The following is a 17762-nucleotide window of genomic DNA, read 5'->3' as shown; positions in this document are numbered from 1 at the left end:
GTTGTCGATAGGTTTGGGGCAACTCAGATTTCCCCTTCCCCATGGATAGGGGATTTAATCGAAAGCATGCCGATGATCAATAATCCTGTCGATGGTTCCAACATCTTTTTTGACGATGACGGAGCAGACGGGGAACCAATTCTCTTCCTGCACGGCTCAGCTTTATCCCGCTCCATTTGGCGCGGTCTGGGCTACACCAAGGAACTTGGCGAGGACCATCGGACCATCCGCATGGATTTACGCGGTCACGGCAAATCAGCCAAGTCGCATGACGTCGCCGACTACACCATGGACAAGGTCGTCAGCGACATCCAAGCAGTCTTGCGCCATCTGGGCCTTGAACGGGTGCATATTGTTGGGTACTCGTTTGGTGCGCGTACCGGTCTGCACTTGGCCATGAATCATCCGGAGCAAGTGATCTCATTGATCATGCTCGGCGGCACGTTTGAAATCACGCCTGGCGAAATCGGCAAACTCTTCTTTCCCGGATATCTGGAAGTGTTGCGCCGTGGAGATATCGAAGGGTTCGTCAGTGGCCAGGAGACCGGCGGAAAATTGGATCCTGCAACCAGGCTGGCTTTCAAAGCAAATGATCCGCTAGCCTTGGCCGCGTACTACGAGGCCGCCGAGACGCTCCAGAATATTGCTCTTGCAGACTTGGCCAAAATCGGGATCCCAACCTTGCTGCTGATCGGCACGCGTGATCAGCCTCGATTTGACCAGAACAAGATTATGGTTCGCACGTTGCCCAACGCTCGAATGGTGGCCTTGCCGGGACGAACGCATGGCAGCACCCTGTACCCAATCGAGCCAGTCATCACCGCCATCCGCTCCTTCTGGTCCGGGCGCCAGGCATGAGCGGCAGTTCTTTTGATCTAGAGCGGGTCGCCCGCGGGCTTGCGTTCGGGCCCATTCGAGATGACCTGCACAGCGCGCTCCTTTCGGATCCTTCTGGCCCCCTGATAATTCAAGCGCCGCCGGGATCGGGCAAAACCACCGTTGTCCCGCCGACGGTGAGCAATGCACTGCGGGAAGCCGGGCTGACTGGAAAAATAATCGTTACCCAGCCACGCCGCGTGGCAGCCCGCGCCGCTGCCCGAAGGCTTGCCCACTTGGATGGGTCAGTGCTCGGCGAGCACGTCGGTTTTGCGGTTCGCGGAGAACGCAAGAGTTCCGCAACTACCCAGGTGGAATTTGTCACCGCGGGTTTGATGCTGCGCCGTTTGCTGGCCGATCCGGATTTGTCTGGGGTCAGCGCCGTCGTCATTGATGAAGTTCACGAACGGTCCATCGACACCGATCTGCTGCTGGCAATGGTCAAGCAAGTCAATGAACTTCGAGATGATCTCTGCCTTGTCCTGATGAGCGCGACGCTGCACGCCCAGGAACTTGCCGATTTCCTTTCGACTGAAAAACCAGCGAGGGTGTTCAGCGCCCAAACCGCGCAGTTCGATGTCGAGGAGATTTTCGAGAGCTACTCATCAACCAGAGTCACTGAATTCGGTATCAAAGATGACTACTTGCGGCATGTCGCGGCCGTTAGCGTACAGCATTCGGCGAGAGCCAATGGTGCCAGCAAGCATCCGGTGGACACCTTGGTGTTTGTGCCGGGCGTGCGTGAAGTCGAGCGCGTCTGCGCCCAGATTTCAGCCAATGGTGTCACCGCATTGGCACTGCATTCGCAAATCTCGTCGGCCGAGCAAGACGCGATTTTGAATGAACCTGAGGCAGGCAGCTCGCCGCGAATTATTGTTTCAACTTCCATTGCCGAATCCTCGCTGACAGTACCTCGGGTCCACCTCGTGGTCGACGCTGGCTACGCCAGGGAACCGCGTCGGGATACGTCCCGCGGAATGTCCGGGCTTGTCACCGTCGTAGCAAGTCGGGCCACAGCCACCCAGCGTGCTGGCCGTGCTGGCCGATTGGGACCCGGCCAAGTCGTGCGCACCCTTGACCCCAAGTCATTTGCCGCGGCACCAGCCTATTCCACCCCGGAAATCCGCACCGGTGATCTGGTTTCGGCTGGTCTTGCCCTGGCAGCGTGGGGAACGCCCCGCGGAGAGGGCCTGGAGCTGTGGGAGGTTCCCCCTGCCGCGGCCATGGGCAGCGACGAGCTGGTGCTCAAAAGCCTTGGCGCTGTTGACAATTCGGGACGCATTACCTCGATGGGCGAGCAAATGGTCAAGATCCCCACCGATCCCAGGGCAGCGCGAGCCTTGCTGGAGGGCGCGCCCTTGTTCGGCTCGCTGCCGGCGGCCGAAGCAGTGGCATTGCTGGCCAGCTCCGAGCGCATCGCCAGCGCAGATCTGCAAGAACTGCTGGTCTCGATTCGAAGGGCATCCCATTCGGGCCACAGAGCCTGGAAACATGAAGCAGCGCGCATGCAACGGCTGGCAGAGGTGAAGGCTCGCGGCAAGCAAGGACAACCTGCGCCAGCCACTGCTTCGTCGGCCGAGGCATTATCAGCCATCAGCGCACTGGCCTACCCGCAATGGGTTGCCCGCAAAGTTGGGCACGATGAGTACCTGCTCGCTTCTGGAACAAGGGCTGTTCTTCCTCGGGGGAGCCACTTGGCACATGAGGAGTATTTGGCCGTGGTCGAAGTGGCGCGGACCGGGACCAGGGCAACGATCAGGCGAGCGACGGGTATCGAGCTGTCTACGGTCCTTGAATTGCTTCCGCAAATGCGCGAGAGCAAGGAAACAGCCGAATTCATCGACGGCAAAATCAGTGCTCGCAAGGTAGAACGATTCCGCGCCATTGAACTTTCCGCGCGTCCCATCAAAGCAACCGAGGAATTGGGAATGCAGGCGGTCCAGTTCGCTGTGCAAGAGCAGGGGCTGGCGTTTTTCGGTGAGCAGGAGGGTTTTGATGCCCTGCGCCGCCGCATGGCAGTGGCCTACCGGTTGCTTGGCGAACCGTTCTGCGCGGTTGATGATGAGTCCCTGATAGCGCGGGCCGATGAATGGCTGCAACCTATCCTGCGCCAGATAGCTCATGGCAAGAACGCTGCCAAAGCCGATGTGCATTCGGCCTTGCGTACCCTGCTTCCGTGGGAGCATGCGCACGATTTTGATTCGTTGGTGCCGCAACGCCTGGAAGTGCCCTCAGGGTCCAAGATCCGCATCTCCTATCCACCTGTGGGCGAGAGCGGTCCGGCTGTGGTGGCCGTCAAGCTTCAAGAGTGTTTTGGCCTGGACCAATCTCCGCGGCTGGTGCACGAGAAGCTGCCGGTGCAGTTCCACCTGCTGTCCCCAGGGGGCCACCCGCTGGCAGTTACCGAAGACATTGCCAGCTTCTTCAATGGCCCTTACGCTCAAGTTCGTTCTGAAATGCGTGGACGCTATCCGAAGCATCCCTGGCCGGAAAATCCTTGGGGACATGTTGCCACGGCGAAAACGAAGAATCGGCTCAACGGGCAATAGCCGCACAAAGATGTCGGGCTGCTGACACGGTCAGCACCCCGACATCTTGCCAGCGACCCTGGATTGCTTAGGCGAAGGCGGAGAACCCCGTGATGTCGCGTCCCATGATCAGGGCCTGGACCGTCTCGGTTCCTTCATAGGTGTGAATAGCTTCCACGTCAGCAAAGTGGCGGGCGACGCGGTTGCTGGTGAGAATCCCGTTGCCTCCCAGCAGGTCGCGGGCATTGGAAGCAATGGCTCGTGCCGTGCGAGTGGCCGTGTACTTGGCCAGCGAGGCCTGTGGCCCGGTGAGCTCACCGTCGGTCTCGCGCTTGGTCGCTTGCATTACCAATACCTGAATGGTTGCAAGTTCGGACTGCATGCGTGCCAAGCGCTCCTGGACAATCTGGCTGGCAGCCAACGGACGGCCGAACTGCACTCGCTGCTTTGCGTAGTTCACCGCTGACTCGTAGCAAGCGGTGGCATGGCCTACAGCTGACCACGCGACACCGAGACGCGTAGCGAACAGCACTCGGGAGGTGTCCTTGAAGCTGGTGGCATCCGGCAGCACGTCTTCGTCGGGGACGAAAATATTCTCCATGCGGATATGCGCCTGCCAGATAGCACGCAGCGACAGCTTGTTTTGGATGGTGGTGGCGTTGTACCCCTCGGCGTCCTGATGGACGGCAAAACCGCGAACCTTGCCCTCATCGTCACGAGCCCAAACGATGGAGATGCCGCCGATGGAGCCGTTGCCAATCCATTTCTTTTCACCGCTGATCCGGTAGCCGCCCTCGACTTTTGTCGCACGAGTTTCCAATGACACCGAGTCAGACCCGTGGGTTGGCTCGGTCAGCGCAAAGGCGCCCGGCAGGTCGCCGGACAGCATCGGCATGGCGTACTTTTGGATCTGTTCCTCATTGCCGCAGAAGAGCACCGAGCGCAGCGCCAACCCGCCCTGCACGCCAACGATGGTGGCCACGGAACCATCGCCGCGTGCCATTTCCATGTTGACCAGTCCGGCTGCCAGTGGACTCATTTTTTCGTGGGAGTCCAGATTCATTCCGTCACGCAGCAGGTCCGCTTCGCCGAGCTTCTTGATCAGATGCAGGGGGTAGTCGGCCTTGTCCCAATATTCGTGAATGTCCTTTTTGACTTCTTCTACGACGAACTTGCGTGCCTTGGCGCGCCAGGCGAGGTCTGCAGCATTAATATCGGCAAAGATTCCGGTGGGGTCAATATTGACGTCTTCTGCCCACAGATCGTACTCCGGTTCAACAACTCCGGCGGGAAATTCCAAACCGGTCGACTTCTCTGTCATCTCAGGCGCTCCAAATTGGCTAGAGTGAAAACTTTTAACTCCAGCCTAATGGAACGCAGTGTCATGTCAAGAAACTACGTCTCAAGTTCTGTGGTTTATTATTTGCTGTGTTCTTTCAGCGCCGCCGAAACTGCCTGCAGAATGGATTGCTCGTCGGAACCTGGATCAATCACTGAAACAATGACTGTAGGCGTTGGGGAAGCGGCAGTGGTGCCCGTATTTTCGCCACCCAGCAGGTCTGCAAAGCGTTCAAGGAATAACCGAACATCATGTGCCAGCTTGCTTCGGTCGGTGCTGGCTGGATCCTTGATCCAGGTGCGCAGGTGATCATTGTGGATGGCCACCAGGCCGGCGCTAACTCCGAGGCACAAGGATTTTTCCGATGCGGTGTTGGCCAATTCGCGACGGACCAGAAAATCGTAGAATGCGCGCTCGTACCGATGAGTTGAAACGAGCTCTCGTTCTCGTAGCGATGGGACCGAGGAAAGCAGCCTGTGCCGAAGCCGAGCACCCTCGGGGTTGACAGTGTACTGATCAAAGACGACATGAGCCGCGTCAATCAAAGTAGAGATCGCGTCGACAGATGATGCCGCCAGCGTCGTCTGAACGTGGGTGATGATCATTTCTTGATCGGCAAAGACCATGTTCTCTTTTGAGCCGAATCGGCGGAAGAACGTGGAACGCGAGATCCCCGCAGCTGCTGCCAGCTCATCGACGCTGGTGGTGTCGAAGCCTTGAGAAATGAGCAGATCAAGTGCGGCCGGTGGTACAGCGGAAGAAGCGATCATGATTCACGAATTTAGCACGATTCTCAATCCCTGATTCTTGAAGGCTGCCAAGCGCGCCGCTGAAATGATTGTGAACTCCCACAGCCATGACTACGCTGAACAGCAAGGGCGTTCTTTTCCAGAACGCGTATTTACTATTGGAAAGAAAAGTGAGGGCCCATGGGAATCTCGATCGCAAACGCCGCACTCCGATTAGTCAGCGGCGCATTCATTCTCAACAGCGGCATTAACAAGCTGCGCATTGATGAAGCCAGCGCGGCCGGGTTGCAGCAAATGGCGTCCAACGGTGTACCGCAGATGGCAGAACTGGAACCTGCAGTCTTCGGCAAGATCCTATCCGTTTCGGAAATTTCGCTGGGCAGTGCACTGCTTTTGCCATTGGTTCCTTCGCGCTTGGCAGGAATCGGTCTGGGTGCCTTCTCCGCAGTGCTGTTGTCGTCTTATCTGCGCACTCCGGGAATGACCGAATCTGATGGCGTACGTCCAACTGCTGATGGCACCGCCTTGGCCAAGGATGTGTGGCTAGCCGGTATCGCCGTGGCTTTGATTTTTGGCCGTCGGGCAGCAAAGAAGATCAAAAAAGAAAAGTAATTTTTGCGCCGTTGCCCAGTCCGGTGCACAGGCGGAAGTAGATTGTTTCTGAAGACTGAGGTTTTCAGGGTTCAAATTTGGATGACAAGCTAAGAGGAGAACCAATGGGTTTCTTAGATGATGCAAAGAAGAAGCTGGGCGAAGCAGTCGAGAACGCCAAGGAGTTCGCCGGCGACGCCACCGAAAACATCAAGGACTTTGCCGCTGATGCGCAGGAGAAAATCGGCGAGAAGGTCGATGAGTTCAAGAATGGCGACAGCAACGATGGTCCTTCAGACCAAGCATAAATAACTGGCAAGAGAACCCCGGATCGACAATGGAATTCCACTGGCAATCCGGGGTTCTCTTGTATCCAGAACAGCAACGAAAGCGTTGTCAGGACTTCTTGCCGGGGCTCAAGAAAGCCACCACAATCACGGCAGCTACGGCAGCGAACCCGGGCAGCAGCAGTGCTTGGCCCAAACCTACCGAGGTTGCTTCCATCAGTGTTGCAGGATCCTTGGAAGAAGCCTTTTCGATCTGTGCTTGCACGCGCGAATCCATCATCACGGCGATCAGCGCCGAACCGAGCACGGAGCCGATCTGGCGAGTGGTGTTATAGATACCGGAGCCGGCCCCGGCATCACGCGGAGTCAGGTCGCGGGTAGCGGCCAGCGAAAGCGAAGGCCAGATCATGGCCGAGCCAACGCCCTGCACGGCTGATGGAATCAGCAGGGTCCACAGGGCGATGTCTGCGTGCATCATGTAGGCGTAAACCACGGTTGCTCCGCCAAAGAGCAGGAAGCCTGGTACTGCCAGAATTCTCGGACTGAGCTTGTTGACCATCTTGCCCAGGCGAGGTGCGATGAAAATGCCCACCACTGCCATCGGCGAAATCATCAGCGCCGATTCCGTAGGAGTTAATCCGCGGACGTTCTGCAAGAAGAACACCATCGGCAGGCTGATCGTTGCGATGGTCAGGCCCATGAACGCGATGGCCACATTGGAAAGCGAAAAATTGCGTACCAGGAACAAGCGCAACGGAACCAGCGGTTCAGACTTCGTCTTGCCCTGCCACCAAACGAACACGGCCAGCAGCAGTACGCCGGCGATGATCAAGTGCCACGAAGAAACCGGGCCAATGAATGGTTCCCAACCGGTCGAGTCGCCTTCCTGGATGCCAAAGACCAGGCAGAACATCGCTACTGCTGACAGGGCAACTCCGATCCAGTCGAAGGAGTGCGCCTGAGGTTCCAAGCGCGGAACAAATTTGAAAACCATCACCAAGCTGAGAACTGCGATGGGCAGATTGATGAAGAAGATCCATTCCCAGCCCACCGAGTCCACCAGCAGGCCGCCGGCAATCGGGCCAATCAGTGAAGCGATCCCGGCTACTGCACCCCACAACCCCATGGCTGCGCCTCGGTGCTGGTACGGGAACAAGCGGGTAATCATGGTCATCGCCTGGGGCGAGATCATCGAGGCGCCCAGTCCCTGGACTGCGCGGGCGGCAATCAGCGATCCAAGGGAATCCGAGAGGCCGCACCAGAGCGAGGCGAGGGAGAAGATGGCCATGCCGATGAGGTAGATGTTGCGCGGGCCAAACCGGTCGCCCAAGCGGCCGGTGACCAGCAGCGGTACGGCGAAGGTGAGCAGATAGGCGCTATTGACCCAGAGGATGCCAGAGATATCTGCATCAAGCGAGGCCATGATGGATGGCATGGCCGTGGACACAATGGTGGTGTCCAGGAGGATCATGAAGAACCCGATGACTAGTGCCCAGAGGGCGCGCCAAGCGGCTTTCTTATCAAAGTCAGTGGTGGGATTCGCAGTTTCAGGCACTGGACAAGGCTAGTACCTGATTGGCGGAAGTGGAATGGATAGTGAGCCTATGAACGGATAATCAGTCGAAACTCACATTGCCGGAAATGCGGGTTTCAACATCTCCGCTGACCCAGACACCTTTTTCCGTGGCTTCGATATGCAAGATGGCGCTGCGGCCAACGCGGGTTCCCTGGCGCACGGTATAGCGTTGCGGGGCGTACCCGGATTGGGTCAGCCAGATTCCAAAAGCCGCATTGAGCGAGCCGGTAGCAGGGTCCTCTGACACCGCTTCGCCAGCGACGAAGGCTCGCACCTCGAAGTCGGCTGGCGGTTGCATCACCACGGAACCGAAGCGCTCTTCGGAACGCTCCAGGTCCGAGGAATCCAAGGGGCGCAATTCTTCCCGCGTTCCCGAGACACGGGGCAAAACCGAACCTCGCGGCTGCCACACGCCATGGGCCACGCTGGAAGCCGTATAGGGGCCGATGACGCCAACCTCCAGTCCCTGAAGCGCCTCGTAGTCTGGTTCGATGCCCAGAACAACGTCTGCGTCACGCAGGACCAAGCCAGCAGGATGCGGGCCGTTGACCAGCCATTGGTGGTCAACCACGTCATCTTCGTGGATGCCGAGTCCGCTGATAGCCCACTGGAGGACATCTGGCTCCAGTGGACCGGTGCGCGTCAGCGGGGGAGCGAGGAACGCCAGCCGGCGGGAATGGCTGTCGGTGCATTCGCGTTCGATCCGAACCGGAATGAGCCCTGCCCCGCATTCCTGGATCAAATGTCCGGCAGGTCCCGGCGCCCCACCGGATTCCAGCCATGCATGGGCGGCACCAAGCGTCGGGTGGCCGGCAAAGGACAGCTCCGTGCTCGGAGTGAAAATGCGGATGGCATAGTCGGCCTCTTCATGGGATGGCTCGACGAAGAATACGGTCTCGGACAAATTCATCCACTGGGCGAAGTGCTGCATCTGATCATCAGTCAGGCTGTCAGCGTTGAATACGACTCCGAGCCCATTGCCGTTGAACGCAGTGGGCGCAAAAACATCAACCTGCTGATAAGCAAATGTTCGGCTCATACTTAGCATGGTGGCACATTAACCATCAGGTTGATCGGGTGTTACGTGAAGGGACACATAAAACGTCATTAACCTCTCCCGCGCGTGCTGGCCAGCGAGTGTGCCATCCTTTTTGCAATCACCGTAGCTATTCGGCTGTGATCAAGACAGCTCGGATGCGCTGGGTTCCGTAGGCCGCGGCAAGGGCATGCACAGCATTTATTTAGCGCCATATGACATCCTTTAAACATGTCACCTACCCCCGTTGAACCTCTGGACGAGACCGTCGAGGAAGTCATTAGCGCTTCAAGCGTCCTCCCCGCATCGTTGCAATTCTGGGCTGTTCTCCTGGCCGGCGCAGTGGTCGCCGCTATCTTGGCTTTTGCTTTCAGCGCGATTGCCCGCCGCATCCTCAAGCGCATTGGCGTGGATGAAGCTGATGTGAAGGCCACCCGTCTCCCATTTTTCGGCCTGATTACTTCTATCGTTGCCAAGTCCGCCTTTGCGCTCTTCTATCGAGATCGTGACTGGTACAACCCGTGGCAATTCGTGATTCTGATCATCCTGGTGACGTTCCTGACCTGGTTCATCATCAAGCTGGTTCTCGTCATTGAGGCAGGGATGATGTCCCGCTTCGAATCGAAATTCGGACCCGGACGCCGACTGGCCAAGGTGCAAACCCAGGTGGGCTTGATGCGCCGCGTGCTCATCGCGGTGCTCTGCATCTTGGCCGTGGCCGCCGTCTTGCTGACTATTGAACAAGTGCGAGCGCTAGGCGCCGGACTGCTGGCCTCGGCAGGACTGGCCTCGGTCGTGGTCGGTTTGGCCGTTCAATCCACCCTCGCGAACGTCTTCGCAGGTTTGCAGGTTGCTTTCACCGATTCCATCCGGGTGGATGACACCGTGGTGGTTGAAGGCGAGCGCGGCACTGTCGAAGAGATCACCTTGTCCTATGTGGTGGTCCTGTTGCTCGATGGCCGCCGAATGATCTTGCCTTCCACGTACTTCACCACGACGCCATTTGAGAACTGGTCACGGCGCAGCACCGAGATTTCGGGCAATGTGGCACTGCAGCTGAAGCTCAACGCGCCAATCGAATACCTGCGCCAGCGCAGCACGGAACTGCTTGAGTCCTCGGACCTGTGGGACGGGCGCGACAATGAGCTGCTGGTGACCGACGCGCAAAACGGTCTGCAAACCGTAACCGTCTACCTCTCAGCGCGCAATGCTGGAGACCTGTGGGGCCTGCGCAATATGATTCGCGAAAAACTGTTGGCGGAGTTGCTTGATAGCTATCCCGAATGCCTGCCTGATCCGAGAATCGTTCCAACAACCCCGGCCTAAGCCTCGAATAATGGCCAAGAAACCAGTAGATCCTTGGAAGCCGCCAGTGAACTGGCTCCCAAGGATCTACTGCGTTGTGCAGCAATTACAGGCGCAGGGCCGCCGGGCCGTAGTCGTTGTAGCGTTCCTGCCGGGCTGTCGCCTCGCGCAATGCTGAAATCAAGGCTTCAGCCTTATCGATCAGGTCTTGAATCAGGTCATCATCCCGTTCGACCCACAGGTACTCGGGCACCGCGCGCACCGGTACGAAGTCCTGGTGCTCTTCCCAGACGAACAGGGTTCGCTCGGCACCGATGACGTGCTGTTGCCAGAGGATTTGGCGCAAGTAGTTCTTGGGGATCTTCTTGAACGGCTTGTTCGTGGTCTTGATTTCCGCCAAGACCGGAGCGCCTGACGCATCGAAGCCCAGGCCGTCCGGGGTAGCCAAATGGAGCTTGGAGTTCTGGGCGTGGAACAACTGGGATGAAGGGAAGATATTAAAATTCTCCTGCACCCAGGCCGCGATGACTGGTTCGCGTTTGCGCCCGTGATCGGTATAGGTGTTGCCGGAGAATCCATTGCCGTAGAGCTTGTCCCAGGCCGCGTTCTTGATGGACTTCTCGGTGGATAGCTTGGCGACGTCGGTTGCCGTGATGCCTTGAGCGCGTGCCCTGAGCCATTCAATGCGGTTGGCTGAATCAGCTAAGACACGCTGGAAACACTCATGTTCAACGCCAGGCACAGTAATCACTTGGTCTATTCTTCCCCATCATTGCCGCAGAAGCGTGCATCTCGGGGTTCCAAGTCACGTGAGACTAGTCGCTGGCGCGCGCAATCGCAGCCAAAAGCTGAGGCAGCGTGGGTGTATCGCTGGCTCTGAATTTCTCCGTGCTGCCTTGCACCAGCCTGATTACCGGTGTGCTGGTGATGCCCAATTCCTCGCCGCGCTGGACCTGCTCCACAACATTGATTTCTTCCACCTGCAATTCCGGCAGCAGTGCCTGGGCGCGTGCCACAGTTTGCCTCGTGCGGATGCACGGTGCGCAGAACGGCTGCGTATACAGTTCCAATTTCATGGGCAGTTCAAGAACTCCTGGGGTACTGGTTCGTGGCGCCGGCGCTCCTACCGGAGGATGAGCCTGACAAGGCGCGACTTCGCCCTGCGCGCCGATGCGCGCAGAACTCAATATTGAAAACATGGAATCATGCTTGAAAATTCCATTGGCCATCCACCCGTACTCCTTGCCCAGAACCTTTGCCGGAGCTTTGGCTCAACCACCGCGCTGAACCGCGTTAATCTCGAAATCTCCCTTGGAGAATCATTGGCGATCATGGGTCCGTCCGGATCCGGAAAATCAACGTTGCTGCATGCCTTGGCCGGCATTGAGCTGCCCGACTCGGGAAGCCTGATGCTCAACCTGCCCGGGCAACAGCCGGTGGACATCCAGGAGCTCGGAGATAAGGCGCGAACCAAGCTGCGCCGGCAGTCCTTCGGATTCGTTTTCCAATCAGGCCTGCTGATCCCGGAACTCACGGCTGAAGAAAACGTGGCCATGGCCCTGATGATCAATGGCACCCCCAGGGCTGCCGCCATCGCCCAGGCAGGCCAGGCGCTTGTTGCCCTGGGGCTGGCCGGCATGGAGCAACGGCGAATCGGGCAGCTCTCTGGCGGACAGATGCAACGTGTAGCTATCGCCCGCGCACAGGTCACCGGGGCCATGGTCGTATTCGCCGACGAGCCCACCGGCGCCTTGGATTCCGCAACGGGTACCGAGGTGCTTGAGACCTTGCTGGAGTGCACCGTAGGCCAGGGCAAGTCCCTGGTTATGGTCACCCATGATCCTTCTGTTGCTGCACAGTGCGATCGCGTCGTAAAACTGCACGACGGGCAATTGATCAGCGACAGCCGGCGCGGCACCAGCGCGATGGGCGGGGATGTTCGATGAACATTCTGCACCTTGCCTGGTTGCTCGGGCGTCCGGCTAAAACCCGTCTGGCACCGCAAATCCTAACCGTTAGCGCCTACGCCTTGGTCAGTGCGATTTTGCTGATCGTCTTGGGCGGCGCTTATTCCTTTACCAGTTTTGAGCTTGAGGCACAGGGTGCCTATCTGCCTTTGGCCGGGCTTGCCGTGGTGCTGCTGGTAGTGCCGCTGATGGTCCTCGGCTCCGCGGCGGCCAGGCTTTCGGCACGAGCCAATGACCGGGCGCTGTCCTCGCTGCGCCTGCTTGGTGCCACCGGCTCGCAGATCAGCCTCGTAGCCATTGTGCAGGCCGCCGGTACTGCCCTGGCGGGAGCGCTCGCCGGGGTCGTGCTGTATCTGGCCTGCGCGCCGGTGGCATCGCTGATTCAGTTCCAGGGCGCACCCATCGGGACGGCCATCTACCTGCCCGCAGGGGCATTGGCGATTGCAGTATTCGCAGTCGTCGTGCTCTCGGCGGTGAGCGCGGCAGCCGGTTTGCGCAAGCTGATGATCACTCCACTGGCTGTGGCCACGCGTCGCAGCGTGCCGGTCCCCAGCTGGATTCGGGCGTTGATCACCGTGGGCGGCATCCTGCTGTTGTGCCTGCTCTTCTCCAACCTGGGGCAGGTGGCGCAGAGCATCGCAGTGATCTTGACGGTAATTGTTGGAGGCTTTGGCTTTGGCCTGCTGGTGTTGAATCTCGTTGGGCCCTATCTGGTGTCCAAGGTAGGGCAGAGCAAGCTGAAGAAAGCCGATACCCCGCAACAGCTGTTGGCCGCCAGGATGATCCTGGAGAACCCTGCCGAATCCTGGCGACAGGTTTCCGGCGTTGCCATGGCATCATTTGTTGCCGTGGTGGGTGGAAGCGGCGCGGCGATGATGCAGGCTTCCCCAGCCGAGGAAGCCAGCAACAGCTGGTACGACTATTTGCCCGGAGACATCCTGACTGGCGTTCTGCTGACGCTGGCGATTACCTTCATCTGCGTGGCGGCATCCTCGGCCATTACGCAGAGCGCCGGCACCTTGGACCGCGCGGAACTCTATTCAGGGTTGCATCGCCTGGGCATGCCATGGAGCACGATGAATGCGGCACGGACCAAGTCCTTGATGATCCCGGCGCTGGCGGCCTCCGTCGCTTTTGCCATTGCTTCCACCGTGCTGGTATTTCCGCTGGCTGGGATGGCAGTGATCTTCAGCCCGTTGACGGTGATCACGGTCATTGTCGCAGTGTTACTCGGATTGGTGCTGGTGCGAGCATCAATTTCGGTAGCTGATCCGGGCCGATTGCTAGCGGCTCGAGAATAAATTCCGTGGTCAACAGCTGCTGGCCTGCCTCCATGTGTGGCTAGCTTCACTTATGGGTCGGTGATTAGAGATGTTTCGTGTTGCGTATTGATGGGCCTAGCGCGTAATGTGGCATACGGTTCGGATAGGTAAACCTAACCTATCTACACCAACATGTTTACAGAACCTCGCATAGTCTGGAATCACCGACCCATGAATATTTCACGTCGCGCCGGGATCTTCGCCGCGTCCACCGCAATCCTCGCCCTGAGCCTGACCGCATGCGGTTCGGCAAGCAACTCCGCAGATTCCTCGGCGGATGCTTCAGGCACCTCTGCAGGCGACTTCACTCCGGTCACCATCAAGAACATTTATGGCGAGACCAAGATCGACAAGGCTCCGCAGCGCATCGCCACGATTTCTTGGGTCAACGCCGACACCCTGCTGGCCCTGGATACCGTTCCAGTGGGCATGGACACCGACGCCTACGGCCAGAACGAGAACAACTCCACCGAGTGGAAGGACGAGGCGCTCGCAAAGCTGGACGCCTCCATCGGCTCCGAGAAGGCTCCGGTGCAGTTCGCTACCGGTGACGATCCGGACTACACGGCTATCGCCAAGACCAAGCCGGACGTCATCTTCGCCCCGTATTCGGGCTTGAAGAAAGAGCAGTACGAAAAGCTGCAGGAAATCGCTCCGGTTGTTGGCCCGATTGAGCCGAACTACCTGACCAGCTGGCAGGACGCGACCGAAGCCGCCGGCCAGATGCTGGGCAAGGAAGAAGAAGCCGACGCGCTGATCGAGAAGGTCGAAGGAGACCTGGCCAAGGTCGGCGAAGAGAATCCGGTACTGAAGGACACCACCTTCATTGCTGCCGACCTCTCTGCTCCGGATACCGCCTATGTCTACTCGCAGGGCGACACCCGCCCGCGCTTCCTCGAGGCCCTGGGCATGAAGCAGGCCGACTATGTCCAGAAGAACGCCGCCAAGGACACCTTCTTCTTCACCGTTTCACCTGAAAAGGTCAACGAGTGGGATTCGGATATCGTCTTCGCTTCGGCAGTAGCCGGAAACACCACCAAGGACATTGTGAAGTCCCAGGCGTTGTATGGCCAGATTCCGGCCGTGAAGAACGATGCCCTGGCCCTGCCGGGCACCGATGAAGCAACTTTGGCCATTTCAGCCGCTTCGCCGCTGTCCCTTGAATGGTCCTTGGACAAGGTGGTTCCAAAAATCGTGAAGGCTGCTGAAAACGCAGCAGCCGCAAAGTAGCAGCTAGCGATTCGACGCTAGATAGTGCAACTGCGCTTCCAACGATCGGCTAGCCGCGCCCGCCAGGCGCGGATCCAGGTCGGGGTAGACGAGCTCCAGCAATTCGGCTGGGGTGGCGTCCGCCCCGGCCTTGCCGAGTTTCTGCAGGGCGGCGCGCACTTGGCCCAGCCGGGATTCCCGGTGCTCAAGGTAGGCACGCAGCAGCTGATGCGAGGTTCCATGCTGCTGCCCGTGCGCCGGATGCAAGGGCATGTCCGGCAAATCCAGCAGCCTGTTCAGCGAAGCGAGATAATCGGACAGCGTTCCATCTGGATGCTCCAGGATGGTGGTGCCCCGGCCCAGAACGGTATCGCCGGTGAACAGGTGCGAGTCCTGCACCGTGAAGCACACCGAATCCGAGGTGTGTCCAGGGGTGGAAAGCACCTGGATGTCCACCCCGGCCACGCTGATCGCTTCATGGTCTTCCAGCACGGGGGCGTCGCGGCAGAATTCTGCCAGCTTCGCGCGGACCGGCGCTGCGGCCAGCTGGCGCAAGCGATCGATCCCGCCGGTATGGTCCGCATGGCGATGGGTGACCAGCACCAGCTGGATATCGAATTGGGCCAGCGACTGCAAATGCGCTTCAAGCTCGGGACCCGGGTCGATGAGCACCACCGGGGTGCCCGGCGCCAAGGCCGGGGACCCCGGGTCGAAGAGCAAATAGGAATTAGTCCCATCCAGCGTCATCTCCGAGGGATTATCGGCCGTAAGCAGGCCGATGCCGGGAGCAATAACGGTGGGCGAGGAAAGATGTGCCATAGCAATGAGTGTAGGAACCAATGACCGCGACTGAAAGCACGACGCGCCAAGCGCAGGAGCGCACCGGGCCCCGATTGCCCCGGAAAGTCGGTGCCTTCCTGATCCTCGGGGCGCTGCTGGCAGTGGCCATCGCCGCTTCGCTGCTCTTCGGCGCCCGCTCGGTGTCGCTGGGCACCGCCAGCGATGCCCTATGGCATTTTGACCCGAACAACGGGGACCAAGGCGTGGTGGCCTCGCGCTTTGCCCGCACCGTCGGGGCAATTGTTGTCGGGGCGGCGCTGGGCCTGGCCGGGGCTGGACTCCAGGGGCTGACCCGCAACCCGCTGGCCGACACCGGGATCCTCGGGCTGAATGCGGGTTCTTCCATGAGCGTGGTCGTGGCCATCGCCTTCTTGGGCGTCAGCTCATTGGCCGGCATCATGCTGGCAGCCTTTATTGGCGCGGCCGTGGTGATGACCCTGGTGTACCTGGTGGCCAGTGTCGGCCGCGAGGGAGCCACTCCGATCAAGCTCGCCCTGGGCGGCGCGGCCCTGGCAGTGGGCGTTGGGGCCATGACCAACGCGATCCTGATGGTCTCTGATTCCACCTTGGACCGCTTCCGCAAATGGCAAATCGGATCCTTGTCCAGCACCCCGATCGACACCTTCCTCGGGGCGATACCGATGGTGGCCCTCGGCGCGCTGATCCTGCTGTCCACCGCGCGGGTTTCCAATGCGGTCGCCATGGGGGATGACACCGCCACCGCCCTGGGCTTCAACCTGGGCCGCGCCCGCCTGCTCGGATCGATCGGCGTGGTCATCCTGGCGGGCACCGCTACCGCGGTGGCCGGGCCGATCGCCTTCGTCGGGCTGATGATCCCGCATGCGGTCCGCCTGCTGGTGGGCTCCGATTACCGCTGGCTGATGCCCGGCAGCCTGCTGGCCGGTCCGGTGCTGCTTCTGGCCGCTGATACCGTGGGACGGGTGATCGCGCCGCCGAGCGAAATCCAGGTGGGCGTGATGTGCGCGATGATCGGCGGTCCGCTGTTCATCCTGATGATGCGCAGCGGCATGAAGTCGGTGAGCCTGTGAGCACGAAGGAAATGACAAGAGCAGCTATGAGCCAGCCCGCCGCAGACGAATCCGGGCCGGCGCCGCAAGGCGCGCCGGCCAAGGCCGCGGTGAGAAGGAACCTGGCACGCCGGACCGCCGTGTGGATGGCCCTGGCCATAGTGCTCACCATCATCGCCTACCTGTTCTGGGGCAGGGATCGATTGCCTGCGGCAGAAGTCCTGCAGGTGCTGGGCGGGCAGAAAGTCCCCGGCACCAGCTTCATCATCATGTCCGACAGGCTTCCGCGCGTTGCGGTCGGCGCCTTGGCGGGAGCCGGGCTGGGCATCTCCGGCGCCCTCTTCCAGCGCTGGCTGGGCAACCCGCTGGCCAGCCCGGACGTCATCGGCGTCGGCTATGGCGCATCGGCTGCCGCGGTCCTGGCCATGATCACCCTGGGCTACAACGACTGGAGGCTCAATGCCTTCGCGCTGGCCGGCGGCCTGGTTGTTGCCGCGCTGATCTATTGGCTTTCGGCCTCGGGCAAGCGCACCGGGCCTCGGCTGATCCTGGCCGGCCTGGCCATCGGCGCGATGCTTCAGGCCCTGATCCAATACCTGCTGACCCAGGCGCAGGTGAATACCGCCAGCGATGTGATGCACTGGCTGACCGGCTCGCTCTCTTCCAGCAACTGGCACAGCGCCCTGGTCCTCCTGATCAGCCTCGGGGCGATCGGAGTGGTCCTGCTGCCCTTCGTCGTGCGCCAGCTGAAGATGCTGGAGCTGGGCGAAGACTCGGCGGCCGCCTTGGGCGTGAACGTGAGCCGGGCCCGGATGCTGCTCGTGGTTGTTGCCGTGGCCATGGGTGCCTTGCCCATTGCGATGACCGGCCCGTTGGCCTTTGTGGCCTTCCTGGCCGGGCCGATCAGCGCGGCGCTGAGCCGCGGGCCGATCCACATCCCGCTGGCGGGATTGACCGGGGCTGCCCTGGTCGTCGTTGCCAACTTTTTTGCCGCGAACTTGTTCGCGGGTCTTGCACTGCCGGTAGGTGTCATCACCGGCGCATTCGGCGCACCCTTCCTGATTTGGATTCTGGTGCGCGCCAACTCAACCGGAAGCGGGGCATAACCC

17 protein-coding genes are annotated in these 17762 nt (G+C 59.9%); 10 read left to right on the top strand and 7 right to left on the bottom strand.

Features of this window, described 5'->3' with window-relative positions:
- The first annotated feature begins 72 nt into the window (after nucleotides 1-72).
- Nucleotides 73-858 carry an alpha/beta fold hydrolase gene (locus tag AOZ07_RS13665; RefSeq protein WP_060703475.1) on the top strand — a complete coding sequence of 262 codons (786 nt, stop codon included), beginning with the start codon at nucleotides 73-75 and terminating at the stop codon, nucleotides 856-858.
- Complete coding sequence (gene hrpB, locus AOZ07_RS13660; RefSeq protein ID WP_075972502.1) at nucleotides 855-3425, top strand: ATP-dependent helicase HrpB; 2571 nt, start codon at nucleotides 855-857, stop codon at nucleotides 3423-3425. The genes AOZ07_RS13665 and hrpB overlap by 4 nt, the downstream gene beginning before the upstream one ends.
- A 67-nt stretch (nucleotides 3426-3492) precedes the next feature.
- Here the strand turns inward: hrpB and AOZ07_RS13655 are convergent, their stop codons facing one another.
- Nucleotides 3493-4725, bottom strand: coding sequence for an acyl-CoA dehydrogenase family protein (locus AOZ07_RS13655; RefSeq protein WP_060702480.1), 1233 nt, complete (start codon nucleotides 4723-4725; stop codon nucleotides 3493-3495).
- A 98-nt stretch (nucleotides 4726-4823) separates the two neighbouring features.
- The gene (locus tag AOZ07_RS13650; RefSeq protein ID WP_060702479.1) at nucleotides 4824-5513 is read right to left on the bottom strand and encodes a TetR family transcriptional regulator; all 690 of its coding nucleotides are present in this window, start codon (nucleotides 5511-5513) and stop codon (nucleotides 4824-4826) included.
- Nucleotides 5514-5672: 159 nt separating this feature from the next.
- Here AOZ07_RS13650 and AOZ07_RS13645 point away from each other — a divergent pair, with 159 nt between their 5' ends.
- Nucleotides 5673-6104, top strand: a complete 432-nt coding sequence (locus tag AOZ07_RS13645) for a hypothetical protein (protein ID WP_084793264.1) — start codon at nucleotides 5673-5675, stop codon at nucleotides 6102-6104.
- 104 nt (nucleotides 6105-6208) lie between these two features.
- On the top strand, nucleotides 6209-6391 hold the full coding sequence (locus tag AOZ07_RS13640; RefSeq protein ID WP_060702478.1) for a hypothetical protein: 183 nt from the start codon (nucleotides 6209-6211) through the stop codon (nucleotides 6389-6391).
- Nucleotides 6392-6479: 88 nt separating this feature from the next.
- Here AOZ07_RS13640 and AOZ07_RS13635 read toward each other — a convergent pair whose 3' ends face one another.
- Entirely contained in the window at nucleotides 6480-7925 is a 1446-nt protein-coding gene (locus AOZ07_RS13635) for a DHA2 family efflux MFS transporter permease subunit (RefSeq protein WP_060702477.1), read from the bottom strand.
- A 61-nt stretch (nucleotides 7926-7986) separates the two neighbouring features.
- Nucleotides 7987-8985, bottom strand: coding sequence for a PhzF family phenazine biosynthesis protein (locus AOZ07_RS13630; protein WP_236995194.1), 999 nt, complete (start codon nucleotides 8983-8985; stop codon nucleotides 7987-7989).
- A gap of 228 nt (nucleotides 8986-9213) precedes the next feature.
- Here AOZ07_RS13630 and AOZ07_RS13625 point away from each other — a divergent pair, with 228 nt between their 5' ends.
- Entirely contained in the window at nucleotides 9214-10308 is a 1095-nt protein-coding gene (locus AOZ07_RS13625; protein WP_060702475.1) for a mechanosensitive ion channel family protein, read from the top strand.
- Nucleotides 10309-10393: 85 nt separating this feature from the next.
- Here the strand turns inward: AOZ07_RS13625 and AOZ07_RS13620 are convergent, their stop codons facing one another.
- The gene (locus tag AOZ07_RS13620) at nucleotides 10394-11038 is read right to left on the bottom strand and encodes a YqaJ viral recombinase family protein (RefSeq protein WP_236995193.1); all 645 of its coding nucleotides are present in this window, start codon (nucleotides 11036-11038) and stop codon (nucleotides 10394-10396) included.
- Between the two features lie 64 nt (nucleotides 11039-11102).
- On the bottom strand, nucleotides 11103-11363 hold the full coding sequence (locus AOZ07_RS13615; RefSeq protein ID WP_060702473.1) for a glutaredoxin family protein: 261 nt from the start codon (nucleotides 11361-11363) through the stop codon (nucleotides 11103-11105).
- A 129-nt stretch (nucleotides 11364-11492) separates the two neighbouring features.
- Here AOZ07_RS13615 and AOZ07_RS13610 point away from each other — a divergent pair, with 129 nt between their 5' ends.
- The 3 genes from AOZ07_RS13610 (at nucleotide 11493) to AOZ07_RS13600 (ending at nucleotide 14806) form a co-directional block, all read left to right on the top strand.
- On the top strand, nucleotides 11493-12233 hold the full coding sequence (locus AOZ07_RS13610) for an ABC transporter ATP-binding protein (RefSeq protein ID WP_060702472.1): 741 nt from the start codon (nucleotides 11493-11495) through the stop codon (nucleotides 12231-12233).
- Nucleotides 12230-13555, top strand: a complete 1326-nt coding sequence (locus tag AOZ07_RS13605) for an FtsX-like permease family protein (RefSeq protein WP_060702471.1) — start codon at nucleotides 12230-12232, stop codon at nucleotides 13553-13555. Before AOZ07_RS13610 ends, AOZ07_RS13605 begins: the two co-directional genes overlap by 4 nt.
- 192 nt (nucleotides 13556-13747) lie before the next feature.
- Entirely contained in the window at nucleotides 13748-14806 is a 1059-nt protein-coding gene (locus AOZ07_RS13600) for an ABC transporter substrate-binding protein (protein WP_060702470.1), read from the top strand.
- A 3-nt stretch (nucleotides 14807-14809) separates the two neighbouring features.
- Here AOZ07_RS13600 and AOZ07_RS13595 read toward each other — a convergent pair whose 3' ends face one another.
- Complete coding sequence (locus tag AOZ07_RS13595) at nucleotides 14810-15604, bottom strand: MBL fold metallo-hydrolase (protein ID WP_060702469.1); 795 nt, start codon at nucleotides 15602-15604, stop codon at nucleotides 14810-14812.
- A 20-nt stretch (nucleotides 15605-15624) separates the two neighbouring features.
- Between AOZ07_RS13595 and AOZ07_RS13590 the strand changes: the two genes are divergently transcribed.
- Entirely contained in the window at nucleotides 15625-16674 is a 1050-nt protein-coding gene (locus tag AOZ07_RS13590; protein WP_060702468.1) for a FecCD family ABC transporter permease, read from the top strand.
- A 26-nt stretch (nucleotides 16675-16700) separates the two neighbouring features.
- Nucleotides 16701-17759, top strand: coding sequence for a FecCD family ABC transporter permease (locus AOZ07_RS13585; protein WP_236995192.1), 1059 nt, complete (start codon nucleotides 16701-16703; stop codon nucleotides 17757-17759).
- Nucleotides 17760-17762 lie beyond the last annotated feature (3 nt).

Source organism: Glutamicibacter halophytocola (assembly GCF_001302565.1).
Lineage (GTDB): Bacteria > Actinomycetota > Actinomycetes > Actinomycetales > Micrococcaceae > Glutamicibacter > Glutamicibacter halophytocola.
Note: the sequence above shows the minus strand (reverse complement) of the source record. Positions and strands in the feature narration are given on the sequence as shown.